15 protein-coding genes are annotated in these 20,682 nt (G+C 58.0%); 4 read left to right on the forward strand and 11 right to left on the reverse strand.

Going from position 1 to position 20,682, the window contains the following annotated elements; translation table 11 throughout:
* Positions 1-9 precede the first annotated feature (9 nt).
* Positions 10-1,419, reverse strand: a complete 1,410-nt coding sequence (locus QEP11_RS08970) for a peptidylprolyl isomerase (RefSeq protein ID WP_284336287.1) — start codon at positions 1,417-1,419, stop codon at positions 10-12.
* A gap of 8 nt (positions 1,420-1,427) precedes the next feature.
* Positions 1,428-3,851 carry an LPS-assembly protein LptD gene (locus QEP11_RS08975; RefSeq protein WP_284336288.1) on the reverse strand — a complete coding sequence of 808 codons (2,424 nt, stop codon included), beginning with the start codon at positions 3,849-3,851 and terminating at the stop codon, positions 1,428-1,430.
* Between the two features lie 96 nt (positions 3,852-3,947).
* Between QEP11_RS08975 and QEP11_RS08980 the strand changes: the two genes are divergently transcribed.
* Both QEP11_RS08980 and QEP11_RS08985 read left to right on the forward strand, forming a co-directional pair.
* Entirely contained in the window at positions 3,948-5,045 is a 1,098-nt protein-coding gene (locus QEP11_RS08980) for an aminoglycoside phosphotransferase family protein (RefSeq protein WP_284336289.1), read from the forward strand.
* Between the two features lie 99 nt (positions 5,046-5,144).
* Positions 5,145-5,876 carry a 16S rRNA (uracil(1498)-N(3))-methyltransferase gene (locus tag QEP11_RS08985; protein WP_284336290.1) on the forward strand — a complete coding sequence of 244 codons (732 nt, stop codon included), beginning with the start codon at positions 5,145-5,147 and terminating at the stop codon, positions 5,874-5,876.
* A gap of 81 nt (positions 5,877-5,957) precedes the next feature.
* On the opposite strand, the gene QEP11_RS08990 is transcribed toward QEP11_RS08985, so the two are convergent.
* The 4 genes from QEP11_RS08990 to pyrF all read right to left on the reverse strand — a co-directional run bounded on the left by QEP11_RS08990 (position 5,958) and on the right by pyrF (position 11,227).
* A complete protein-coding gene (locus QEP11_RS08990) occupies positions 5,958-7,457 on the reverse strand; it encodes a M20 family metallopeptidase (RefSeq protein WP_284336291.1) in 1,500 nt (499 codons plus the stop codon).
* A 120-nt stretch (positions 7,458-7,577) separates the two neighbouring features.
* Complete coding sequence (locus tag QEP11_RS08995) at positions 7,578-8,333, reverse strand: 5'-methylthioadenosine/adenosylhomocysteine nucleosidase (protein WP_284336292.1); 756 nt, start codon at positions 8,331-8,333, stop codon at positions 7,578-7,580.
* Between the two features lie 83 nt (positions 8,334-8,416).
* A complete protein-coding gene (locus QEP11_RS09000; RefSeq protein WP_284336293.1) occupies positions 8,417-10,090 on the reverse strand; it encodes a long-chain-fatty-acid--CoA ligase in 1,674 nt (557 codons plus the stop codon).
* A 306-nt stretch (positions 10,091-10,396) separates the two neighbouring features.
* Entirely contained in the window at positions 10,397-11,227 is an 831-nt protein-coding gene (gene pyrF / locus QEP11_RS09005) for an orotidine-5'-phosphate decarboxylase (protein WP_284336294.1), read from the reverse strand.
* A gap of 38 nt (positions 11,228-11,265) precedes the next feature.
* Between pyrF and QEP11_RS09010 the strand changes: the two genes are divergently transcribed.
* Together QEP11_RS09010 and QEP11_RS09015 are read left to right on the forward strand one after the other, a co-directional pair.
* The gene (locus QEP11_RS09010) at positions 11,266-12,150 is read left to right on the forward strand and encodes a DMT family transporter (RefSeq protein ID WP_284336295.1); all 885 of its coding nucleotides are present in this window, start codon (positions 11,266-11,268) and stop codon (positions 12,148-12,150) included.
* 68 nt (positions 12,151-12,218) lie between these two features.
* Complete coding sequence (locus tag QEP11_RS09015) at positions 12,219-12,812, forward strand: exopolysaccharide biosynthesis protein (RefSeq protein ID WP_284336296.1); 594 nt, start codon at positions 12,219-12,221, stop codon at positions 12,810-12,812.
* Positions 12,813-12,922: 110 nt separating this feature from the next.
* On the opposite strand, the gene QEP11_RS09020 is transcribed toward QEP11_RS09015, so the two are convergent.
* From QEP11_RS09020 to glnE, 5 genes are all read right to left on the reverse strand, one after another.
* A complete protein-coding gene (locus QEP11_RS09020; RefSeq protein ID WP_284336297.1) occupies positions 12,923-14,116 on the reverse strand; it encodes a phosphoglycerate kinase in 1,194 nt (397 codons plus the stop codon).
* A gap of 77 nt (positions 14,117-14,193) precedes the next feature.
* Positions 14,194-14,754 carry a YaeQ family protein gene (locus QEP11_RS09025; protein ID WP_284336398.1) on the reverse strand — a complete coding sequence of 187 codons (561 nt, stop codon included), beginning with the start codon at positions 14,752-14,754 and terminating at the stop codon, positions 14,194-14,196.
* 138 nt (positions 14,755-14,892) lie between these two features.
* On the reverse strand, positions 14,893-16,272 hold the full coding sequence (purB, locus tag QEP11_RS09030) for an adenylosuccinate lyase (protein WP_284336298.1): 1,380 nt from the start codon (positions 16,270-16,272) through the stop codon (positions 14,893-14,895).
* A 299-nt stretch (positions 16,273-16,571) separates the two neighbouring features.
* Positions 16,572-17,777: an HD-GYP domain-containing protein gene (locus QEP11_RS09035; protein ID WP_284336299.1), complete on the reverse strand. Its 1,206-nt coding sequence runs from the start codon at positions 17,775-17,777 to the stop codon at positions 16,572-16,574.
* Between the two features lie 86 nt (positions 17,778-17,863).
* Positions 17,864-20,611, reverse strand: coding sequence for a bifunctional [glutamate--ammonia ligase]-adenylyl-L-tyrosine phosphorylase/[glutamate--ammonia-ligase] adenylyltransferase (gene glnE / locus QEP11_RS09040; protein ID WP_284336300.1), 2,748 nt, complete (start codon positions 20,609-20,611; stop codon positions 17,864-17,866).
* Between the last annotated feature and the right edge of the window lie 71 nt (positions 20,612-20,682).

Raw genomic sequence — 20,682 nt, forward strand, 5'->3', positions numbered from 1 at the left:
GCGGAAATTTTATTGAGGCGGTTCGCGGTATTCCACATAGGCCTGACCACGAATCTCTTGCAGCCAGTTGGCATGGGCCTTCTCCAGCTTTTCTTCGCGGATCACGTCACGCAGCATTTCGCGCTGCTCGCGTGGTGTCAATGTGGCTTGGCGGCGATCCACCAGTTGAATCAGGTGCACACCAAAACGTGAAACGACAGGCTGGCTGACCTGCCCGGGTTGCAGGGCATTGAGCGCCTGTTCAAACTCAGGAACATAGCGTCCAGGGCCAGCCCAACCCAGGTCACCGCCCATCTGGGCGCTACCATCTTCGGAATACTGGCGTGCCAACTCTTCGAATGAGGCTCCTCCGTCGATACGCTGGCGGATTTCAGACAGACGCCGTGCTGCTTCACGCTCCCCCAATTGTGGCGAAGTCCGCAGCAGGATGTGGCGTGCATGGTTTTGTGTCACCACTGCGGGCACTCCGCTGGCACTCTTGTCGATCACTTTAAGGATGTGAAAGCCAGCGGCTGAACGAATGGGTCCCACAATGCCGCCAACGGGTGTGGAGGCCACGGCTTCCACGAACAAGCCAGGGTAGCGGCTGGCAGGGCGCATGCCCAACACTGCCTGGCCGCCTTCGGAAAAGCGTTTGGCGACGGCTGCAAAGTCGGCTTCAGAACGGGCTGCTTGCAACGCCTGTTGTGCCAGCGCTTGGCGTTTTGCCACCTCTGCCTCGCTAGCCCGCTCGGGGACCGTGATCAGGATGTGGCCCAAGTTGAGGGTGGCTGTTGCCATGTCGGTCTGGCCAGACTGGCGGCGTTGTTCGGCCATGTACTGGTCGATGTCATGTTCAGAAACCTTGACGCGGCCATCTACTTCGCGGCTTTGAAGGCGCTGCATCAACAGCTGGTTGCGAATTTCTTCGCGAAAAGTCTTTTCCGACAGACCCTGTTGCGCCATTTCTCGGCGCATGGCTTCAGGGCTCAAACCACCTTGTTGTGCCATGTTCTCAATGGCTTGGTCCACCGCATAGTCATCGACCTTGATGCCGGTTTCTCTGGCTGTCTGGATTTGTGCCTTCTCCACAATCAAACGCTCCAGCACTTCACGCGCGAGCACATCTTGCGGGGGGAGCTGTTTGGCGCCTTGCGCTTGCATGGACTGAAGTACGCGCTGCATACGGGCACGCACCTCATTGTTGGTGACCGGCTCTGCATTGACCACAGCGACGATATAGTCGGCCGAACGAACACCCTTTTCATTTGCGGCCTTGGTTACCGCAGAGGGCTGGCTGGATGTCGATAAAGCACGAGAGAGCGTTTTGTCGCTTTGGGCTGGGCGCGTGCCTTGGGCATGCACCGACAGTGTCGACAGGGCAGCAGCACAAACCAACCCGAGGGCAATATGACGTGGCGAAGAAATCAGTTGGCGCATAAAAGGCATTAGTCGTAATTGCTGAAGCGGCTGGGAACGGTGCCACTGCTGTCACGCAGCGAACGGTAGCCTGGAACAAACTCTTGCAGGCGGCGCAGCGGATCTGCACCCAAGCTCAAGCGGGAGAAGCCCACGAATTCAATTTGGAACAACAGTCGTGTGTTGGAGTCACGGCGGCTATTTTGCATGCGCTCCACCACCACGCGGCCAATCCAGCAGCAGCTGTCGTACTCAAAGCCGACGATGGCATCGACCAGCTTTTTGTCGTGCATGCTGTAGTTCAGGCGGCCAACGCTGTACCAGCGTCCCCCACCGGTGGCTTCGCCGAAAGCATTCTTGTTGCCCGCATTGAGGGGCCACTGCCAGCCAAAGTCCACCTGCTCGCTGCCGGGGTTGATGACAGGCATGCTGTCTTCCCGCTGGTAGCGGTAGGCCGCGCTGAGCGTCTTGTAGGGTCCGGGGGTGTAACGCCCGCTGATGGAAGAGCGTACCGTGCGGTTGATGTTACGGTTGTACTGCACCAGTGCATCCGTGCTCCATCTCGAGTTCCAGTTTACGCCACCGCCCACCAAGATGTCGGACCAGCCCTTTTCACCCAGGATGTCGCTGCCCAGACCGACACGCTGGTCTTTGAAGCGCAGCCGCTGCGCAACGCCCAGGCGAGCCACTTCGGTACCGTCTTCGGGCTTGATATAGCGTGTAGTTACACCCAGCGTCAACATATTGTTGTCAGCAATGCGGTCACGGCCGGTGTAGCTGTTTTCGCTGTAAATCGAGCCGAAGTTGAAGTCGGTCAGCGCGGTGTCATACAGCGGCACCATGCTTTGATCACGGTACGGAGTGTAGGTATAGAACGCTCGAGGTTCCAGTGTCTGGACATAGCTGTTGCCAAACAGGGCTGTATCGCGCTCAAACACCAGCCCACTGTCCAGGCTGAGAGTTGGAATGGCAAAGGACTTGCTGCGTGGGCGGGTGCTGGACGCGTCATCAAACTGGTAATTGCTGGCATGCATCTGCACCTTGGGCGTGATGAAACCACCTGGCAGCAAAAACGGGTGGCTTATCTGCGTGAGCGCATAACTGCGTTGACCGTTGTCGGGGTGCTTTCCGCCATCCCAGGTGTCTGCCTCGAAACGCGTGGTTTCAGCCATGAGGTTGACGTCCCAGCCCTTGGTGGCCCATTCCGTGGTGTCGTAGTTCCAGCGCAATTGCGGCATGCGGTTGAAGGGCGGAGCGATGGGATCATCAACGTCCTGCAGGACTTGCCACTTTTGCGCATACAGCGAGAGACTGTGACGGCCTGAACTCCAGGACAGGGTGCCGTCGCTGCTGAGCAGACGCTGGTCTTCACTGCCAAAGTTGCTGCCTTCGCCGGGCATGCGGTTGAAGTCGCGCCAATAATTGTTGTCACTGACGCGTTTGAGGTTCCAGTTCAGGCCAAGATTGCCAATGGGAGATGACAGCGATGTGGCGTGGCGCCAGTTGTAACCCCAACGGTCACGGTCGCGCAGTCTGTCATCGGGCATGTACAGCAGATCCAGCACGCCGGAATAGTTGGGCTCCAGATAGCGGAACTCGGTGCCCAGGCTCACGCCGCGCTTGGACATGATGGTCGGGGTGATGGTGGCATCACGGTTGGGCGCAATGTTCCAGTAATAGGGCTGGCTGTATTCGACACCGCTGACGCTATCGATACCAATGGTGGGTGGCAACAGTCCAGATTTGCGCTTGTCCGAAAGTGGGAAGCTGATCGCAGGAATCGGCAATATGGGCACGCCCTTGAACTCCAGCGCGCCGTCATAGGCGACACCGACATCTTCCACGCGGTCCAAGGTGATGCGCTTGGCGCGGATCATCCAGTCGGGCTCCCAGCTGGCGCTGTCGTCGCGCAAGCAGGTGGTGTAGGTAGCTTGGTGTACCACCGAGTTGTCGCGGTCAATGAACTCCACGCGCTGCGCATCACCGTGCCCCTGGGTTTCCAGAAACTGGTAGGTTGCATCCGTGAAATCACCCTGGAAGGCGTCCACTTGCAGCTTTAAAGAAGTGCCCTGATAGACGTTGCCACCGCGGTTGATGTGTACATTGCCTTGGGCATCCACGGTGTCATCAGCGATGGAGTATTCCACGCGATCCGCACGGATGACGGTATCCCCGCGACGCAATTCGGCACCCCCCTCTAAGACGGTGTTGATGTCGGCCTGCCCGGTGATCTGTTCGGCTTTGATGTAAGACGGCAATTGCTCGCGCACTGAAGAGTCCAGAGACTCTTGCAACTGGGGGCTGGATTTCAACTGGGGTGCGGGCAGTGCGGAGTCCCACAGGCTGTGCCCATTGTCCTGTGCCTGCACGCTCCAAGCCGCAGTGGCGGCCCAGGCCATTGCCAGTGACGCGGCGAGCGGGCGCAGGCGGTACGAGGAAATTTGCTGGGGCATAGAAAAAGCTTGTGGGCTCACAGGCGCATTTAATCAAGGCGGAGATAGAAGGCTAGCGCGGAGGGGATCCAGGCCGTTTGTAGAATCGGATTATCCATGAGCGATCCAATCCTTCCCACATCCCCCGTTGTTTGGACCGAACCCGGTCGTCAAACATTGTTTGAACAATGGCTGGTCAGCCTGACGCAGCAGCATGCTCTGCGGCCAAGCAGTTTACGTCCTGCGTCGGCGGATGCAAGCTTTCGCCGTTATCTGCGCATTGATACTGAGCATGGCGACAGCCTGATCATCATGGATGCGCCTCCAGACAAAGAGAGCTGCCAGCCCTTTGTCAAGGTGCAGGCCTTGATGGCGGAAGCCGGATTGCCCGTACCACAAGTGTTGGCATGGGATGAGTCCAGCGGATTTATGCTGTTGACCGATATGGGCAACCGAACGCTGATCGAGATCCTCTCGCCTGAGAAGGCGCGTGATGCTGAACCTTGGTACCGTGAGGCCACAGAGCTGTTGCTGCGCTGGCAATTGGCCTCCAAACCAGATGTCCTGCCCGCCTATGACGATGCTTTGTTGCGCCGAGAGTTGCAATTGTTTCCGGATTGGTACATAGCCAAGCACCGTCAGATTTCGCTGGATGACAAACAGCAAGCGGTGCTGTGCAAAACATTTGATGCCATCGTGAAGCAGAATCTTTCTGCACCCAGCGTGTACGTCCACCGTGATTTCATGGCGCGTAACCTCATGTTGCCCGCACAGCCGGGCGCTGGCTTGTCGATTCTTGACTTCCAAGATGCGGTCTATGGCCCCATCACCTACGATATTGCCAGCCTGATGCGCGATGCCTTCCTCTCGTGGGAGGAAGATTTTGTCATCGACATTACCGTGCGTTACTGGGAAAAAGCCCGCAAGGCCGGGCTGGTCGGTGCCACAAGCCAAAGTGGCTGGGGCGATGACTTTGGTGAGTTTTACCGGGCGGTGGAGTGGATGGGTTTGCAGCGCCATCTCAAGGTGGCAGGCATCTTCGCCCGGTTGACGTTGCGCGATGGCAAACCCAAGTATCTGGCTGACACACCGCGATTCATTCATTACTTGCGTTCCACCTGTAGCCGCTACCGCGAGCTGGCGCCATTGTTACGTCTGATTGATCAGATCGAAAACATTCAGCCACAAGTTGGCTACGCCTACGGGCGCATGTAAAACCCCAGGCTGTGCGCGCAGGAGGGCGCTGAATTTCAAGATGAAAATTCTTTGAGATCCAGTTTGCTCCAGCGTTGGCAGCTCTTATTTGAGGCTGTTATGCCCCGTTTTCACTGTCCGCTTGCGCTGTCTTCCGGCATCGAGCTGGGTTTGCCCGCTGGTGCAGCGCGCCATGTTCAAGTGCTGCGCATGCAGCCAGGCGATGTCATCACCTTGTTTGAAGGCCACCAGGACGGTATTGGTGGTGAGTGGCAAGCCACCATTTTGCGCATGGGGCGCAGCGATGTGCAGGTGCGCGTGGATACGCATGTGGCTATCGACCGCGAAAACCAGCGTCCCGTGCACTTGCTGGCAGGCATCACGGCCAACGAGCGCATGGACTGGCTGGTAGAGAAGGCCGCAGAGCTGGGCGTGACCAGCATTACGCCCTTGCTGGCAGAGCGCAGCGTGCTCAAGCTCAAAGGAGAGCGGGGCGATAAGAAACGCGCCCATTGGCAAGCGGTGGCTGTGGCCGCTTGCGAGCAGTGCGGGAGAAACCGCGTGCCGGTGATTCATGAGGCGGTGACACTGGCGCAGTGGCTGCAGCAATTCCCTACCAGCGAAGGCTTGCGGGCCGTGCTGTCTTTGGCGGAAGGCACGCAACCGCTGCAACAGGCGCTGGGCAGCGATGCCGAGCAGCCCGTATTTTTTCTGTCAGGACCTGAAGGCGGCCTGACCGCTGCAGAAGAAGGGCTGGCGCGCAGCAACGGCTTTGTGCCGGTTACCCTTGGGCCGCGTGTTTTGCGTGCAGAAACTGCTCCTCTGGCGGCTTTGGTGCTATCAACCTTGTAGGCAGGAGGCAAAAGCCAGGATTCATCAAAAAAACAAGCACCTGGAAAAGGTGCTTGTTTTTTTGGGGGAGGATCACTGTTATCAGGTTGCTGTGTCCACGGTAGCTGCGACGGGCATGGCTGCAATCACTTGGGCCACTGCGGCGGTAAGCTTCTTGGCATAAGGAACATGCAGAAACTCATTGGGGCCGTGGGCATTGCTCTTGGGTCCGAGCACGCCGCAGACCATCATTTGCGCCTTGGGGAAGCCCTGGCTCAGCAGATTCATCAGCGGAATGGTGCCGCCCTGGCCGATGTAGCCACAGTCTGCGCCAAAGTGTGCACGGCTGGCCTGATTCAGTGCGACTTCAAACCAGTTGTCCATGGCCGGAGCGTTCCAGCCACTGGAGCTGGACAGCCCTTCCCAGGTGACCTTGGCCTGGTAGGGCGCATTGTCTTCCAGCAAGGTCTTCATCTCTTGCACACAGGCCGCCGCATCCACCAGCGGAGGCAGGCGCAGACTGAGCTTGAAGGCGGTGTAAGGGCGCAGCACGTTGCCTGCGTTTTGCAGGGTAGGGAAGCCTTCGGCGCCGGTCACGCTCAAGGTGGGCTCCCAGGTGCGTTTGAGCAGCGCTTGCACCGGGTCGGTGGTAGTGGGTAGCGATACCAGCGAGGAGCCGCCGCAATCGTGGTGGGCCCAGGGGAAGCGTTTGTACGTCTCATCTCCGAGGATGGTGGCAGTGGCTCTGGCCTGGGCCAGGCGCTCTGCAGGAACTTCACAGTGGAAGCTGGCAGGCAGCATGCGACCGGTCTTGCTGTCTTCCAGGCGGTCCAGAACCTGACGCATGATGCGGAAAGATGAAGGCACCACGCCCGAGGCATCGCCCGAGTGCACGCCTTCCGTGAGTATCTCCACTTTCAACGTTCCGCTGGCCATGCCTCGGAGGCTGGTCGTTAGCCACAGCTGGTCGTAGTTGCCAGCGCCACTGTCCAGGCAAATCACCAGTTCCACAGCACCCAGACGGGGGCGCAGGGTGTCGATATAGGGCAGCAAATCGGCAGAGCCGCTTTCTTCTGCTGTTTCGATGATGCCGACGATGCGCGGGTGCATCACGTTCTGGCTCTTCAGTGCTTGCACTGCGGCCACGCTGGCATAGACAGCGTAGCCATCGTCTGCGCCGCCGCGGCCATAGAGCTTGCCATCTTCGTACTTGGGCGTCCATGGTCCAAGGTCACTGCGCCAGCCTTCAAATTCAGGCTGCTTGTCCAGATGGCCGTACATCAGCACCGTGGGGCTGTCTGCATTGTTGGCGTTAGGCTGTGTCCCGGCAACCTCAAAGAACAGCACGGGGGTACGGCCAGGCATGCGCACAATTTCCAGTTTCAGGCCTTCAACATTTTGTGCTTCCACCCAGTCGGCAGCATTGCGCAGCACAGTCTCGAGCAGACCCTGCTGCTCCCAGTCCGGAGCAAACATCGGGGATTTGGCGGGAATGGCGATGTAGTCTTTGAGCTGGCCAACAATGTCGTTGTCCCATTTCTGGCTGACTTGTTCCAGCGCTTGAGACGTATTCAAAGCGCTGGAAGGAATGCGTGCGTTCATGGCGAACCTCCGAAAGCAGGGCGGCGCAGGGCCGCAGACCAGAGCATTGTGCGCCAATCAAAAAAGCCCACTTCCGCGTAGGCTGAGTGGGCAGGGCAAAGAATGGGGCAGCGAATGCGGCTAATGGGCCCGCGCAAGCAGCATGTGGGTGATAATGTGCTGGGCATAACGGCTGGCCACGGCGGTTACAAAGGCGGGAAAATCCACATGGGCATCGTCGTCAGCGCGGTCAGAGATAGTGCGTACAGCGGCAAATGGTATGCCGTAGTCGGCGCACACCTGGGCAATGGCTGCGCCTTCCATTTCGACCGCCAAAGCAGCCAGTCCCGCATCTTGCAGTGCGCTGTGAATGCTGTGCGAGACCGCTGCAGACACTATGAACTGATCGCCGCTGGCAATCAGGCCGGTGTGCACGCAAGGCGCATGCTGGTTGAGCAGTGGCTCATTCCATTGGGCCGCTGACTGGGTGCAGCTATCTGCCGCGGAATGTAACTGATGTACCAGTTCTGCATTGCACGCGAACAAAGGGCTTGCGTAGCCAGGCACCTGCCAGCGCGGGAACAGTGGGCGCACATCCATGTCATGCTGCACAAAATGTTGGGCGACGATCACGTCGCCCACACGGACCGTAGGGCCCAACCCGCCCGCAACACCAGTGAAAACGAGTTGCTGCACCCCAAAGTGCTCCACGAGTGTGGTGGTGGTCGTGGCTGCCGCAACCTTGCCAATACCACTCAGTGCCAGCACCACGTCTGTGCCATGCATGTGACCACGTACAAAGGTGCGTCCAGCGCGCACGACTTCTTGAGCGTTGGTCAGGGCGTGAGCAATGCCTTGCTGTTCTTCAGGAAGGGCACTCAAAATGGCAAGTGTCATGGCAAATCAAAAGACATGAAAAACGGCCCCGAAGGGCCGTGGCTGAGAACGGTTGGAGCGCAAAGTGTACGGGCTTGGCTGCATCAGCGCAGTTCGCGTCGCAAAATCTTGCCGACTGGCGTTTTGGGCAGCTCAGTGCGGAATTCGATGACACGTGGCTGCTTGTAGCCGGTCAGGTTCTCACGGCAGAACTTGCGCAGCACTTCTTCGGTCAGACTATCGTTCTCCCTGACGACCACCAGCTTCACGGCTTCTCCGGTTTTCTCGTCTGGCACACCCACTACGGCACACTCCAGCACACCAGGGCACATGGCAACCACGTCTTCAACCTCATTGGGGTAGACGTTGAAGCCGCTGACCAGCACCATGTCTTTTTTACGGTCCACGATCTTGATGTAGCCGCGCTCATCCATGGTGCCGATATCACCCGTCAGGAAGTAGCCATCTGCGGTCATGGACTTGGCGGTCTCGTCGGGCCGCTGCCAGTAGCCCGCCATGACTTGCGGGCCCTTTACCGCAATTTCACCGGTTTTACCCAGTTCGGTGACTGGCTGACCGTCTTCGCCAATCAGCTTGACGTAGGTGCTGGGACACGGAACACCGATGGTGCCCGTGAACTCTTTGGCAGTCACCGGGTTGCAACTCACCACAGGGCTGGTTTCCGACAGGCCATAACCTTCCACGATAGGGCAGCCAGTCTTCTCCAGCCAGCGTTTGGCTACCGCACCTTGCACGGCCATACCGCCACCGACGGATACTTTCAGGTGGCTCCAGTCCACTTTGTTGAAATCCGGGTGATGGGACAGACCGTTGAACAGGGTGTTCACTGCAGGGAAGTTGTGGAACTTGTGCTTGGACAGCTCTTTGAGCGTACCTGCCAGATCCCGCGGATTGGGGATCAAGATGTTTTTGCCACCCGTGTGCATGGACAGCATCATGTTCACGGTGAAAGCAAAGATGTGATAGAGCGGTAGCGCGCACACACTGGTGACTTGTTCTCCGCTTTGGCGCATGTCTTTGAGCACAGGGCTGAACCATGCCTCGCATTGGAGCGTGTTGGCAATGACGTTGCGGTGCAGCAGCACTGCGCCCTTGCTCACGCCGGTCGTGCCGCCTGTGTATTGCAACACTGCAATATCGTCGGGGCCGACTTCGGCCTTGCGGAAGCTGGCGTTGCCACCTTGGCGGATGGCATCCTTGTAGCGTACGGCCTTGGGCAGGTTGAAGGCGGGCACCATCTTTTTGACATTGCGCACCACATAATTCACCAGACAGCCTTTGAGCGTGCCCAGCATGTCGCCCATGGAGCACAAGACCACATGCTCAACCGCTGTTTGCTTGATGCATTGCTCCAATGTGTGGGCAAAGTTTTCAATGATGACAATGGCTTTGGCACCGGAATCTTTGAGCTGGTGCTCAAGTTCACGGGCGGTGTACAGCGGATTGACATTCACCACGACAAAGCCTGCACGCAGAATGGCAGCGACAGCAATAGGATATTGAGGCACGTTGGGCATCATGATGGCCACGCGGTCACCTTGGCTCATGCCCAGAGACTGAAAGTAGGCTGCAAAAGTCTGGCTTTGACGATCGACATCGCTGAAGCTGATGTCTTTGCCCATATACGAATACGCCGAGCGTGAGGCGTGGGATTTGAAGGCTTGCTCCATCAGTGCTACCAAAGAGTGATAGCTGCTGGGATCAATGTCAGTAGGTACGCCTTCGGGATAGGACGCCAACCATGGACGCTCACTCATGCTTTGTCTCCGCTCAATTGTCGTTGTTACGTCGGAAAGTGACAGACATGGCGGTGAATGGCTCTCCTCCCCCATGCCCAGGGTCTGAGCCCTTTGTGAAGATTGTGGAGGGAGCCAAAGCGGTGCGCCCCTGTGCAAACCCTAGGTTTTGCTACATGAAATGCGCTTTTTTTGCAAAAAAAGAACGATTGTGCGATTTAGTGGAGTGCCGCTTGATGCAAATCTAAAGTTGACGGCAACAAAAAAACCACATAGCGAGGGCCATGTGGGTTGAAAAGCGCGTGTGCTTAGGTCGTAAGCACGTTCTTAAGCTGCCAGTGCTGCTTGGTTGAGCGTCTCGCGGGTGTCCATGGCTGCTTGGCGTGCAGCTGCGGCAAAGTCTTCTCCTTGCGAGGCATACAGCACAGCGCGAGAGGAGTTGATGATGATGGGCCCGCCGCCAAGGCGCGCGGCCTTCACGGTGGCTACGGCATCGCCCCCCTGGGCACCAACGCCAGGAATCAGCAATGGCAAAGTGGGTGCTACGGCGCGTACGCGTTCAATCTCGTGGGGGCGTGTGGCACCCACTACCAAACCGAGCTGACCATTGGTGTTCCACGGACCCTGGGCCAGTTTGGCGACGTGCTCAAACATATGTGGCTGGCCGGGGACATCGGCCAGCACCTGGGCTTGCAGATCATCGCCACCAGGGTTGGATGTGCGACACAGCAAGAAAGCGCCCTTGCCTTCGTATTTGAGGTAAGGCGTGATGGAGTCAAAGCCCATGAATGGCGAAAGCGTGACGGCATCTGCACCGTAGCGTTCAAAAGCCTCTTTGGCGTATTGCTCGGCGGTGGAGCCGATATCACCGCGCTTGGCATCCAGAATGACGGGCACATGAGGGGCCACTTTGCGCATGTGCGCCATGAGCTTTTCGAGCTGGTCTTCGGCACGATGTGCTGCGAAGTAGGCGATCTGGGGCTTGAAACTGTTCACCAGATCGTGGGTGGCATCGACAATGGCGGCGCAGAAGTCGTAGATCTTGGAAGCGTCACCACGCATGGCAGCGGGGAACTTGGAAGGCTCGGGGTCCAGTCCCACGCACAGCATGGAGTTGTTGCGCGTGGACGCGTCGCGCAGCATGTCGAGAAAAGTCATGAGCAGCAATTGTAGGGGGCAGGCACAATCTACGTCCTATGCCTGCTTTTACTCCCCGACAATTGGTTCTTCTGGTGCTGCTGACGCTGATTTGGGGCGTGAACTGGCCGATCATGAAGCTCGGAGTGACGCATTTCCCGCCGCTGAGCTTTCGCGCCATCTCAATGTGGATCGGTTTGCTGGTGGTGCTGTGTGTGCTGCGAATGCAAAAACAGTCTTTGAGCATTGCACGCGAGCACTGGGGCACGCTGGCCAGGCTCACGCTGTTCAATATGGTGATCTGGCACTGTCTGGTGATTGTGGCCATGCCTCTGGTCTCCAGCGGGCGAGCAGCCATTCTGGGCTACACCATGCCTATTTTTTCAGCAGTGATTGGCAGCTTGATTTACCGTGACCGTCTGGCTGGCCGCGCCTGGTGTGGCGTTGCTGCGGCATTCCTGGGCGTGATGCTGCTGCTGTGGCATGAATTTGGCGCTTTGGGCAGTCGACCCACAGGCGCTTTGATGATTTTGTTTGCAGCCTTTTGCTGGGCGATTGGAACGCAGATGATGCGGCGGGCCTCCATGCCTGTGCCCGTGTTGACCATGGCGTTCTGGATGATGCTGATCACGGCACTCGTGCTGAGTTTGGGGGCGGTATCTCTGGAGCGAAGTCAGTGGCACCTACCCGGCACGGTTGCGGTGGGCACCATCTTGTTCAACGGACTGCTGGTAGTAGGTTTTGCGCAGGTGGTCTGGTTTGTCCTGGCGCGCAGCCTGCCGCCGGTGGCTTCTACCCTGAGTGTGATGTTTATCCCCGTACTGGGGGTGTTCAGCGGCGCGTGGTGGCTCAATGAGGTGCTTCACTGGCAAGACTGGACGGCAGTGGCGCTGATGGTGCTGGCCATTGCGACCGTCTTGTGGCCCAGCCGCAAAGCGGTATGACAGGATGCAACTTTTGCTGTGAAGTATGCTCAGAAATCAGCATCTACTGCTGATTTCTGGGTTTTTTTATGCTGAGCCACCTGCTCACTACCGTCATTGATGAAATTGATGGTGACACGGTCACCTTGAAAGAGCTGTTGGAGCGTAGCGGTCGTCAAGGCATGTTGCTGATCTGCGCGCTGTCTACGCTGCCATTTCTCATTCCCGTATCTATTCCCGGTGTTTCCACCGTTTTTGGTGCAGCCATTGTGCTGCTCGCTTCGGCCCTGTTTTTGAATCGTCTGCCCTGGCTGCCCCAACGTATCTTGCTGAAACCGTTGGATGCCAATAAGTTGGTACCTGTACTGCATAAAGGCGTGGCCGTTGTGAGCAAGATTGACCGTTGGGTGAAAGAGCGCTGGCTGGGGCTGACCTCTGTGCCCATGCTGCGCCTGAACTGCGCAGCAGTGGTGTTTGGTGGCTTGCTGCTGATGGCGCCGCTGGGGCCGATTCCCTTTTCCAACACCGCGCCTGCCGTGGGGATCTTGCTGTTGACGGTGGGGCTGCTGCAGCGCGATGGCCTTTTCGTGATTCTGGGATACCTAGGCCTGGTACTCAGCGTGGCGTACTTCAGTGTGCTGGGCTATCTGGCATGGACGGGGGGCAGCTACCTGTTCGGGTAACGTAAGCGCATCAACCACAAAGCCCGCAGCTTAGATGTTGCGGGCTTTGTTTTGATTGCTTTCAGCGCTTGCTACACAAGCGCTAGAAGCCAGTTTGGCCTGAAGCCTGATTAATCGTTGGCGCGCTTTTGCAGGATTTCAAAGGCGGGCAGGGTCTTGCCTTCCAGCACTTCCAGGAAGGCACCGCCGCCGGTGGAGATATAGCCCACCTTGTCTTCGATGCCGTACTTGGCAATGGCGGCCAGCGTGTCGCCGCCGCCAGCAATGCTGAAAGCGGCTGATTCAGCAATCGCAGCCGCTATGGTCTTGGTGCCGTTGGCAAACTGGTCAAACTCGAACACGCCCACGGGGCCGTTCCAGACAATGGTGCCAGCCTTCTTGAGCTGCTCGGCCAGCTTGGCGGCAGTTTCAGGGCCGATGTCCAGAATCATGTCATCGTCTTCAACTTCGGTGGCTTTCTTCACGGTAGCGGGCGCATCGGCTGCGAAAGCCTTGGCGGTGACCACGTCGGTAGGCACGGGCACGTCTGCACCGCGGGCGGCCATGGCGTCGATCACGGCCTTGGCTTCACCAATCAGATCAGGCTCTGCCAACGATTTGCCGATTTTCAGGCCAGCAGCCAGCATGAAGGTGTTGGCAATGCCGCCGCCTACGATCAACTGGTCCACGTTCTTGGCCAGCGACTGCAAAATGGTCAGCTTGGTCGATACCTTGGAGCCTGCCACGATGGCAGCCAGGGGGCGCGCGGGGGCGGCCAGCGCCTTGGTGATGGCGTCAATTTCGGCAGACAGCAGTGGACCTGCACAGGCGATGGGGGCAAATTGTGCGATACCGTAGGTGGTGCCTTCGGCGCGGTGGGCGGTGCCAAATGCGTCATGCACAAAGATGTCGCACAAGGCGGCCAGCTTGTGTGCCAGTTCTTCCTTGTTCTTCTTTTCACCTATGTTCACGCGGCAGTTTTCCAACAGCACGACTTGGCCGGGCTGCACCTGAACACCATCCACCCAGTTGGCGACCAGAGGCACTTCGCGGCCCAGCAGTTCGCCCAGGCGCTTGGCCACAGGAGCCAGGGAATCTTCTGGCTTGAATTCTCCCTCTGTGGGGCGGCCCAGGTGACTGGTTACCATGACTGCTGCACCGGCTTTCAGCGCCATTTCAATGGCAGGCACCGAAGCGCGCACGCGGGTGTCTTCGGTGATCTGGCCTGCATCGTTGAGCGGCACGTTCAAATCGGCACGAATGAAAACACGTTGGCCTTGGACTTTGCCTTGGGCGCACAGGTCGGAAAAGCGGATGATGTTCATGGCGTCAGCCTTCAAGTCTTATAGAAGTGTGTGGAAAACTGGGTGGCATTGTAGGCGGCGCACGGTGGAAGCAGGTCTTATTTCCAGCGCTGGGGCTCGACAAAAACCGTCCCAAGGTCGCTGGACAGCGTCAGCTGGCCTTCCTGGATGGTGGCTTGCAGCTGCATGCTGCGTTCTGCCAGGCCGCCGAGTTGCTGCGCAATTTCGGAGTCGATGTACAGCACTTCCAGCTTGCTTTGGCGGTTGACCTTGCCCTCCAGACCCTTCCACCACACATTGGCTGCATGGTTGAACGGGTAGACCAGCACGTGGTCGGACTTGTTGCAGGCTTTGGTGATGGGCTTTTCCTCGGGCTGGCCTACCTCGATCCACAGGCGCTTTTGGCCGGTGTAGTCGGTGATATGCACATCCGGATCATCGGGATCGCTCAGGCCCACGCCAAAACCCAGTGTGCCGTCACCGTTGCACAGTGCCTGCAATTGCCAGGCATTGAGCGCCAGAGCGACCAGTCGGATCATCATGCGGTCATCAGTCTCGCTGGGATGGCGCGCCAAGGTCAGATTGTGGTCTGCGTAGTAGTTGTGGTCGATGTCGGCAATCGACAGATTGGCCTTGTAGACCGTAGATTTCAGTGCCATGGCGGGTGTCTGGTGCGGCAGCCCGCAGGGGGCTGAATGGGGATAAAAACAAGAGCTGCCAGCGCTGGTTTGTCCGCGCGTGGGCAGCTCTTGATGGCTGCTGCGCTCAGCAGGAAAGCGCAGCAGCATGGGCGTGGATTAGACGCGGCGGGCCAGTTCAGCCGCCTTGCCAATGTACGACGCAGGGGTCATGGCCAGCAGGCGGTCTTTGTCAGCCTGTGGAATCTCCAGGCCATTGATCAGGCGGTGGAGGTCTTCGGCGTGCACAGTTTTGCCACGGGTCACTTCCTTGAGCTTCTCGTAGGCTCCTTGCACACCGTAGCGGCGCATTACAGTCTGGATGGGTTCGGCCAGCACTTCCCAGGCATGGTCCAGATCTTCTTGCAAGCGCTCTTCATTGAGCTCCAGCTTGTTCAGACCGGTCATCAGCGAGGTGTACGCCAGGGTGGCGTAACCCAGTGCCACACCAATGTTGCGCAGCACGGTGGAGTCGGTCAGGTCACGCTGCCAGCGGGACACAGGCAGTTTCTCTGACAGATGCTTGAGCAGCGCATTGGCCAGACCCAGATTGCCCTCGGCGTTTTCGAAGTCGATGGGATTGACCTTGTGGGGCATGGTTGAGGAGCCGATTTCACCGGCCTTCAGACGCTGCTTGAAGTACCCCAGCGAGACATAGCCCCAGACATCGCGCGAGAAGTCCACCAGGATGGTGTTGGCGCGCGCCACCGCGTCAAAGAACTCGGCCATGTAGTCATGGGGCTCGATCTGGATGGAGTAGGGCTGAAAGGTCAGACCCAGCCCCTTGGGCTCGGGCGACTCGATCACGTTCTTGGAGAAGGCTTCCCAGTCAAAAGCAGGCCAGGCCGACAGATGGGCGTTGTAGTTGCCTACAGCGCCGTTCATCTTGCCCAGCACCTTGACATTGGCGATGTTGTCCACAGCCTTTTGCAGACGGACCAAAACGTTGGCAATTTCCTTGCCCACGGTGGTGGGGGACGCAGTCTGACCATGCGTGCGGCTCAGCATGGGCACATCAGCATACTGGTGTGCCATTTCGCGCAGCTTCAAAACGATGCGATCCAGGGCAGGTAACACCACCATGTCGCGGCCTACGCGGATTTGCAGGGCGTGGCTGGTGTTGTTGATGTCTTCGCTGGTGCAGGCAAAGTGCACGAATTCTGCGGCTTTTTGCAGCTCGGGGCGACCGTCGAACTTGCCCTTGATCCAATATTCAACGGCTTTGACGTCGTGGTTGGTGGTCTTCTCGATCTCCTTGATCGCGGCGGCGTCGGCTTCAGAGAAATCGCTGACCAGGCTGTGCAAGTAAGTGCGTGCACCTTCGCTCAGTGGCGGAAACTCGGCAAAGCCGGCATCCGATAAAGCGATGAACCAAGTGATTTCCACTTGGACACGGCGGTGCATATAGCCTTGCTCACTCATGATGGGGCGCAGGGCGGAAAGCTTGGCGGCATAGCGGCCGTCAAGCGGGGAGAGGGCGGAGATGGAAGACAGGCTCATGGCCCGCAATTGTAGGTGCCCCGCTTCCAAGGTGCACTGCGCAAAATCCACACAACCCCATCACGGACAAAAAACAAGGGCACCTTGTGGTGCCCTTGCGGAATAAAAAGGCTGCGAAGCGTCTTGAAGTGAATTAAGAGAGGGAGGGAGGAGATGCACTCCAAGACTGACAAACCCCGAAGGGCGGCTTCGCAACACTGAAACTGGCCGGTTTTTAACCCTGACAGAGCTTTCTGAGCAAGAAAATTTGGATTAGTTCCAAAAAAATTTCCAGCACATTGAGCACCTGTTTGAGCTAATCATAGGGCCAGCAATTTTTCCAAAGGTAGGCGAACTCGCACGTCTTTGTGTGCGACAGGGCTGACAATCTTCCAGGTCGCCTGAGCGGTGTCACGGGGGATAGGCTCCCCGGTTGCCATGCCGGAGCGGTTCAGGAGTACTGCAACGCGAGGAGTGGCTGCAGAACTGCCTCGCCGCACTACGACGGCTATTTCATCGGTGGCCAGCTTGACCCAGGCACCGGGTGGATAAATGCCCAAAGCCTTGACCAGTGCAGCGCCGGCCTCATCCACAGACTTGGTCTCGTCGTAGTAGCTGGCCTGCATGGCAGATGTGACCGACATAGGCTCGCGGCTGGCGCGTGGTGCGATGCGTGCGCCAAAAATGTCGGAGCGCTGAATCAGGCGCGCCATTTGCTGGCTCAGCGTTTTCTCTGACAGTTTGCCCGGCGCACGGTGATGGTGGGTACGTACTGCGTCCAGCCATAGAGGGTCCGAAATACCCATGGTGCGCAAAATGCTCACAGACATGTCGGAGTGCTGATCCACGGCCTGAGCTTGCTGGGGCGTGAGTGGTGTGCTCTGCAGTGCCAACTCATCTTGTAGGCGTGCCATGCCAATGTTCATGCTCAGTGCGGCACGGCCCAGTGTCAGGACACGGTTTTCGGGCCAGCGCAGGGTCTCGCGTGCCACTGTCATGCAGATGGATGCGACCAGCATCGAGTGTGTGGCGCAGTAATAATGCGTTTCTTGTGCCGACATCTGCATCAGTGCCAGCAGCGTGGCATCCGGATTTTTGAGTAGATAGCGGCTGAATCCGGAGAACAGATCTTCAAAGCGCACGGCAAAACTGGCAGGCTCCGGATTGCGCAGCAATTGCGTGAGCCCCAGCTGCCACTCTCTCCAGACCGGGGGACTGTCCTCCTGCTCATTCTCCGCAAGCACAGGGGCTGCGGAAGTTTGCAAGGTCATGTTTGTAATCTTGTTCAGCGGTTTGTTAGACAGTAACAAGGACTGAATCTGCGCCAGAAATGCTCGATAGCTTTCTCCCGATTCATCAACATCCACATACAGTGCTTGTCCTCGGGTGAGTAGCACTCGCAGGTCGTCCGCCGAGCGAATCACATACCCTTTGTTGGCCAGCAATACCCCGCCGGTTCCGCGCAGTGCGAATGGAATAGGCCGGCCAAAGGGAATAGACGAGAGATTTAATTCAACGAGGTTCATTGGAGTTCAAACGCAGTTGAACATATTCTTACATTTTGATGCTGAATGAACTGGCTGAACGCTGACTTTGAGATGGATATTGAGCGTCAACAAGGGAAAACTGCCTGCCACAGCGCCAAAATTGCATCTCGGTGCTGCGTGATCAGGCTCTCGTTGACCATTCCATTGTCTTCATCCAGACGAGACTGGTGCTGGATACGCCTTAATGCGCGGTAAGCAGTGGCGGCAGACTGACCGATGCCCTGAGGGAGTAAGCCGGCGGCTTCTGCGCGCTGCAACAATGCAATATTGCCCACGTTGCCTGTCAACTCTGGGTGTTGTGCAGATTGCGAAAGCACCAGATATTGCACAGCAAATTCCGCATCAACCATTCCGCCCGGACTGTGCTTGACATCAAACAATTCGCTGCGCACGGGGTGTGCCGCACGCACCCGATCCCGCATGCTCACGATTTCAGCGCTGAGTGACTGCGCGTCCCGTGCTGCAGTGATCACGGACGCTCGCACCTCATCGAAGCGCTGGCGCAAGTTTTTGCTGCCCAGGACAAAGCGCGCCCGCGTCATGGCCTGATGCTCCCAGGTCCAAGCTGTATTGCTGCCGCGTTGCTGCTGGTAGTCTGCGTAGGATTTGAAGCTGGTGACCAGCAGACCCGAGTTGCCATTGGGACGCAGGGCAGTGTCTATTTCGTACAAATCACCTTCGCCGGTTTTGACCGTGAGCCAGTTGATGAGCTTGCGTACCCAGGCGGTGTAGATCTCGGGCGCATTCTCGTCGTCATCATCAAAAATGAAGACAATGTCCAGATCACTGCCGTAACCCAGCTCTTTGCCGCCTAGTTTGCCGTAGCCGATGATGCCGAACTGCGGATCTTCGCGGTGGCGCTGCTTGAGTCGATTCCAGCACCACTGCGCGGTCACGCGCAGCACGCTGTCGGCCAGCGCGCTCAGGTCGTCCGCCACTTGTTCGACGGTGATGGCTCCTTCCACGTCGCGCGCAAGTGTCCTGAATGTTTCAGCGTGCTGGGCGCGGCGCAGCAGATTCAGCAGGTTTTCGTCGTCGTCCTCGCCAGTGCTTTCCAGGGCCTGCAGTCGCAGCGCCATCTCATTTTCAAAGTCAGCAGCGCTGAAGCGTTCGGTAAAGAGTTGGTCGCTGGCCAGCTCATCAATCACTCCAGGGTGCTGTTGCAAATAGCGGGCTGGCCACTTCGCCGCTCCCAGCAAATCCAGCAAGCGTTCATGCACGGACGGACGCTCCAGCAATAGCGCCAGATAGCTCTCTCTGCGCAACAAAGGTTCCAGCCAGTTGATAAAACGGATGGCCGCCACTTCTTGCAAAGAACCGTCTTTGACCCGCTGGGCGGTCTGCTGAACCAGACGGAACAGGCGTGCTCGGGCCTCGTCGCGCAAGCCTCTCACCTTGATGTGGTCGCGCCACTCAGTAATGCGCTGCGCCATTTGGGGAGGCAACTGGTCGATCAGGGTTTCAAGATCCGGTGCGTTGCTGCTACCGTTGACCGAACGTGGTCCATTGCACGTGCCATTTTGACATTGACCGGCCTGGTTGCCGCCCAGCAAAGTGTCGAACTCTTGCGCCACCAATTCGCGGTGCGTGTCCAGTTGCAGCAAAAAGTTGCGCGTGTCCGGATAGCCCATGGTGTGCGCAATCCATTCCAGATCATCATCACGGGTGGGCAGCACATGGGTCTGCTGATCATCCAGATACTGGATGCGGTGCTCCACATTGCGCAAAAAGGTATAGGCCTGCGCCAGTTGCTCCGCCGTTTCCTGGGGCATCAGATTGGCGCGCGCCAGGCGCTGCAGGGCTTGCAGCGTAGGTCGGCAACGCAGTTCGGGAAATTGCCCCCCGCGTACGACTTGCAGCAGCTGTACGGTGAATTCGATTTCACGAATCCCTCCGCGAGACAACTTCACGTCGTTGGCCCGTTCCGGATGACCTGCACTGCGGCGCACAGCATGCTCACGAATCTGGCGATGCAGGCTGCGCAGTGAGTCAAAGACGCTGTAGTCCAGATATTTACGAAATACGAACGGCAGCACCACGGAACGCAGAGCTTGCACATTCGGCGCCTGCACGGCTGCAAATGGCGCGACTACCCGGCTCTTGAGCCAGGCAAAGCGTTCCCATTCACGCCCATGCACCTGCAGATAGTCTTCCAAGGAGGAGAGGCTGACGGCAGCAGGCCCCGAATTGCCATGGGGGCGCAGGGCCAGGTCCACGCGAAATACAAAGCCATGTTCGGTGGTGTCGCCAATCAGGGTATAGATGGCTTTGACGGCCTTGCCAAAGTACTCGTGGTTGCTGATTTTGCCGCGTCCATCACTCAGGCCTTGTGTTTCACCTTCGTGCTCGTAGACATAGATCAGATCAATATCACTGGAGACATTGAGTTCGCGCGCCCCAAACTTACCCATGCCGATGATCCACAGCGGCACGGCTTGACCATCGGGCCCGGTAGGGGTGCCATGGCGGGTGTCAAGTTCTTGGCGCACATGTGTGCAGGCGCGGTCCAGTGCCAGCTCTGCCAAGGCGGTGACACCGTGCGTGATCAGCCCCAAGTCTGCTGTCTGCGTGCAGTCCAGCACCATCAAGCGCTCCATCACCAGTTGGCGCAGCACACGCAGTGCGGCAGGCAGATCAAGACCGTGCTGGGATTGCAGTGTGTGCAAGCCTTGCTCAATGGTGGTGCGATCAGGTGGACCGGCAGGCAGCACGCTCATCAAGTCGGCGTAGCGACGATGAAGGCGTTGCCAGAAGCGAGAGTGCTCCGCAGTAGAGCGCTCAGTAGGCGTTTGAATATGGTCTGCGATCTGCATGCTTGGCACTGGTTGGTGCGAGTTCACAGATCCTTGAAGCCGTTACCCTTGGTGTCATACCCTTGCCAGGG

This window comes from Comamonas halotolerans, assembly GCF_030162935.1.
Classification (GTDB): domain Bacteria; phylum Pseudomonadota; class Gammaproteobacteria; order Burkholderiales; family Burkholderiaceae_C; genus Comamonas; species Comamonas halotolerans.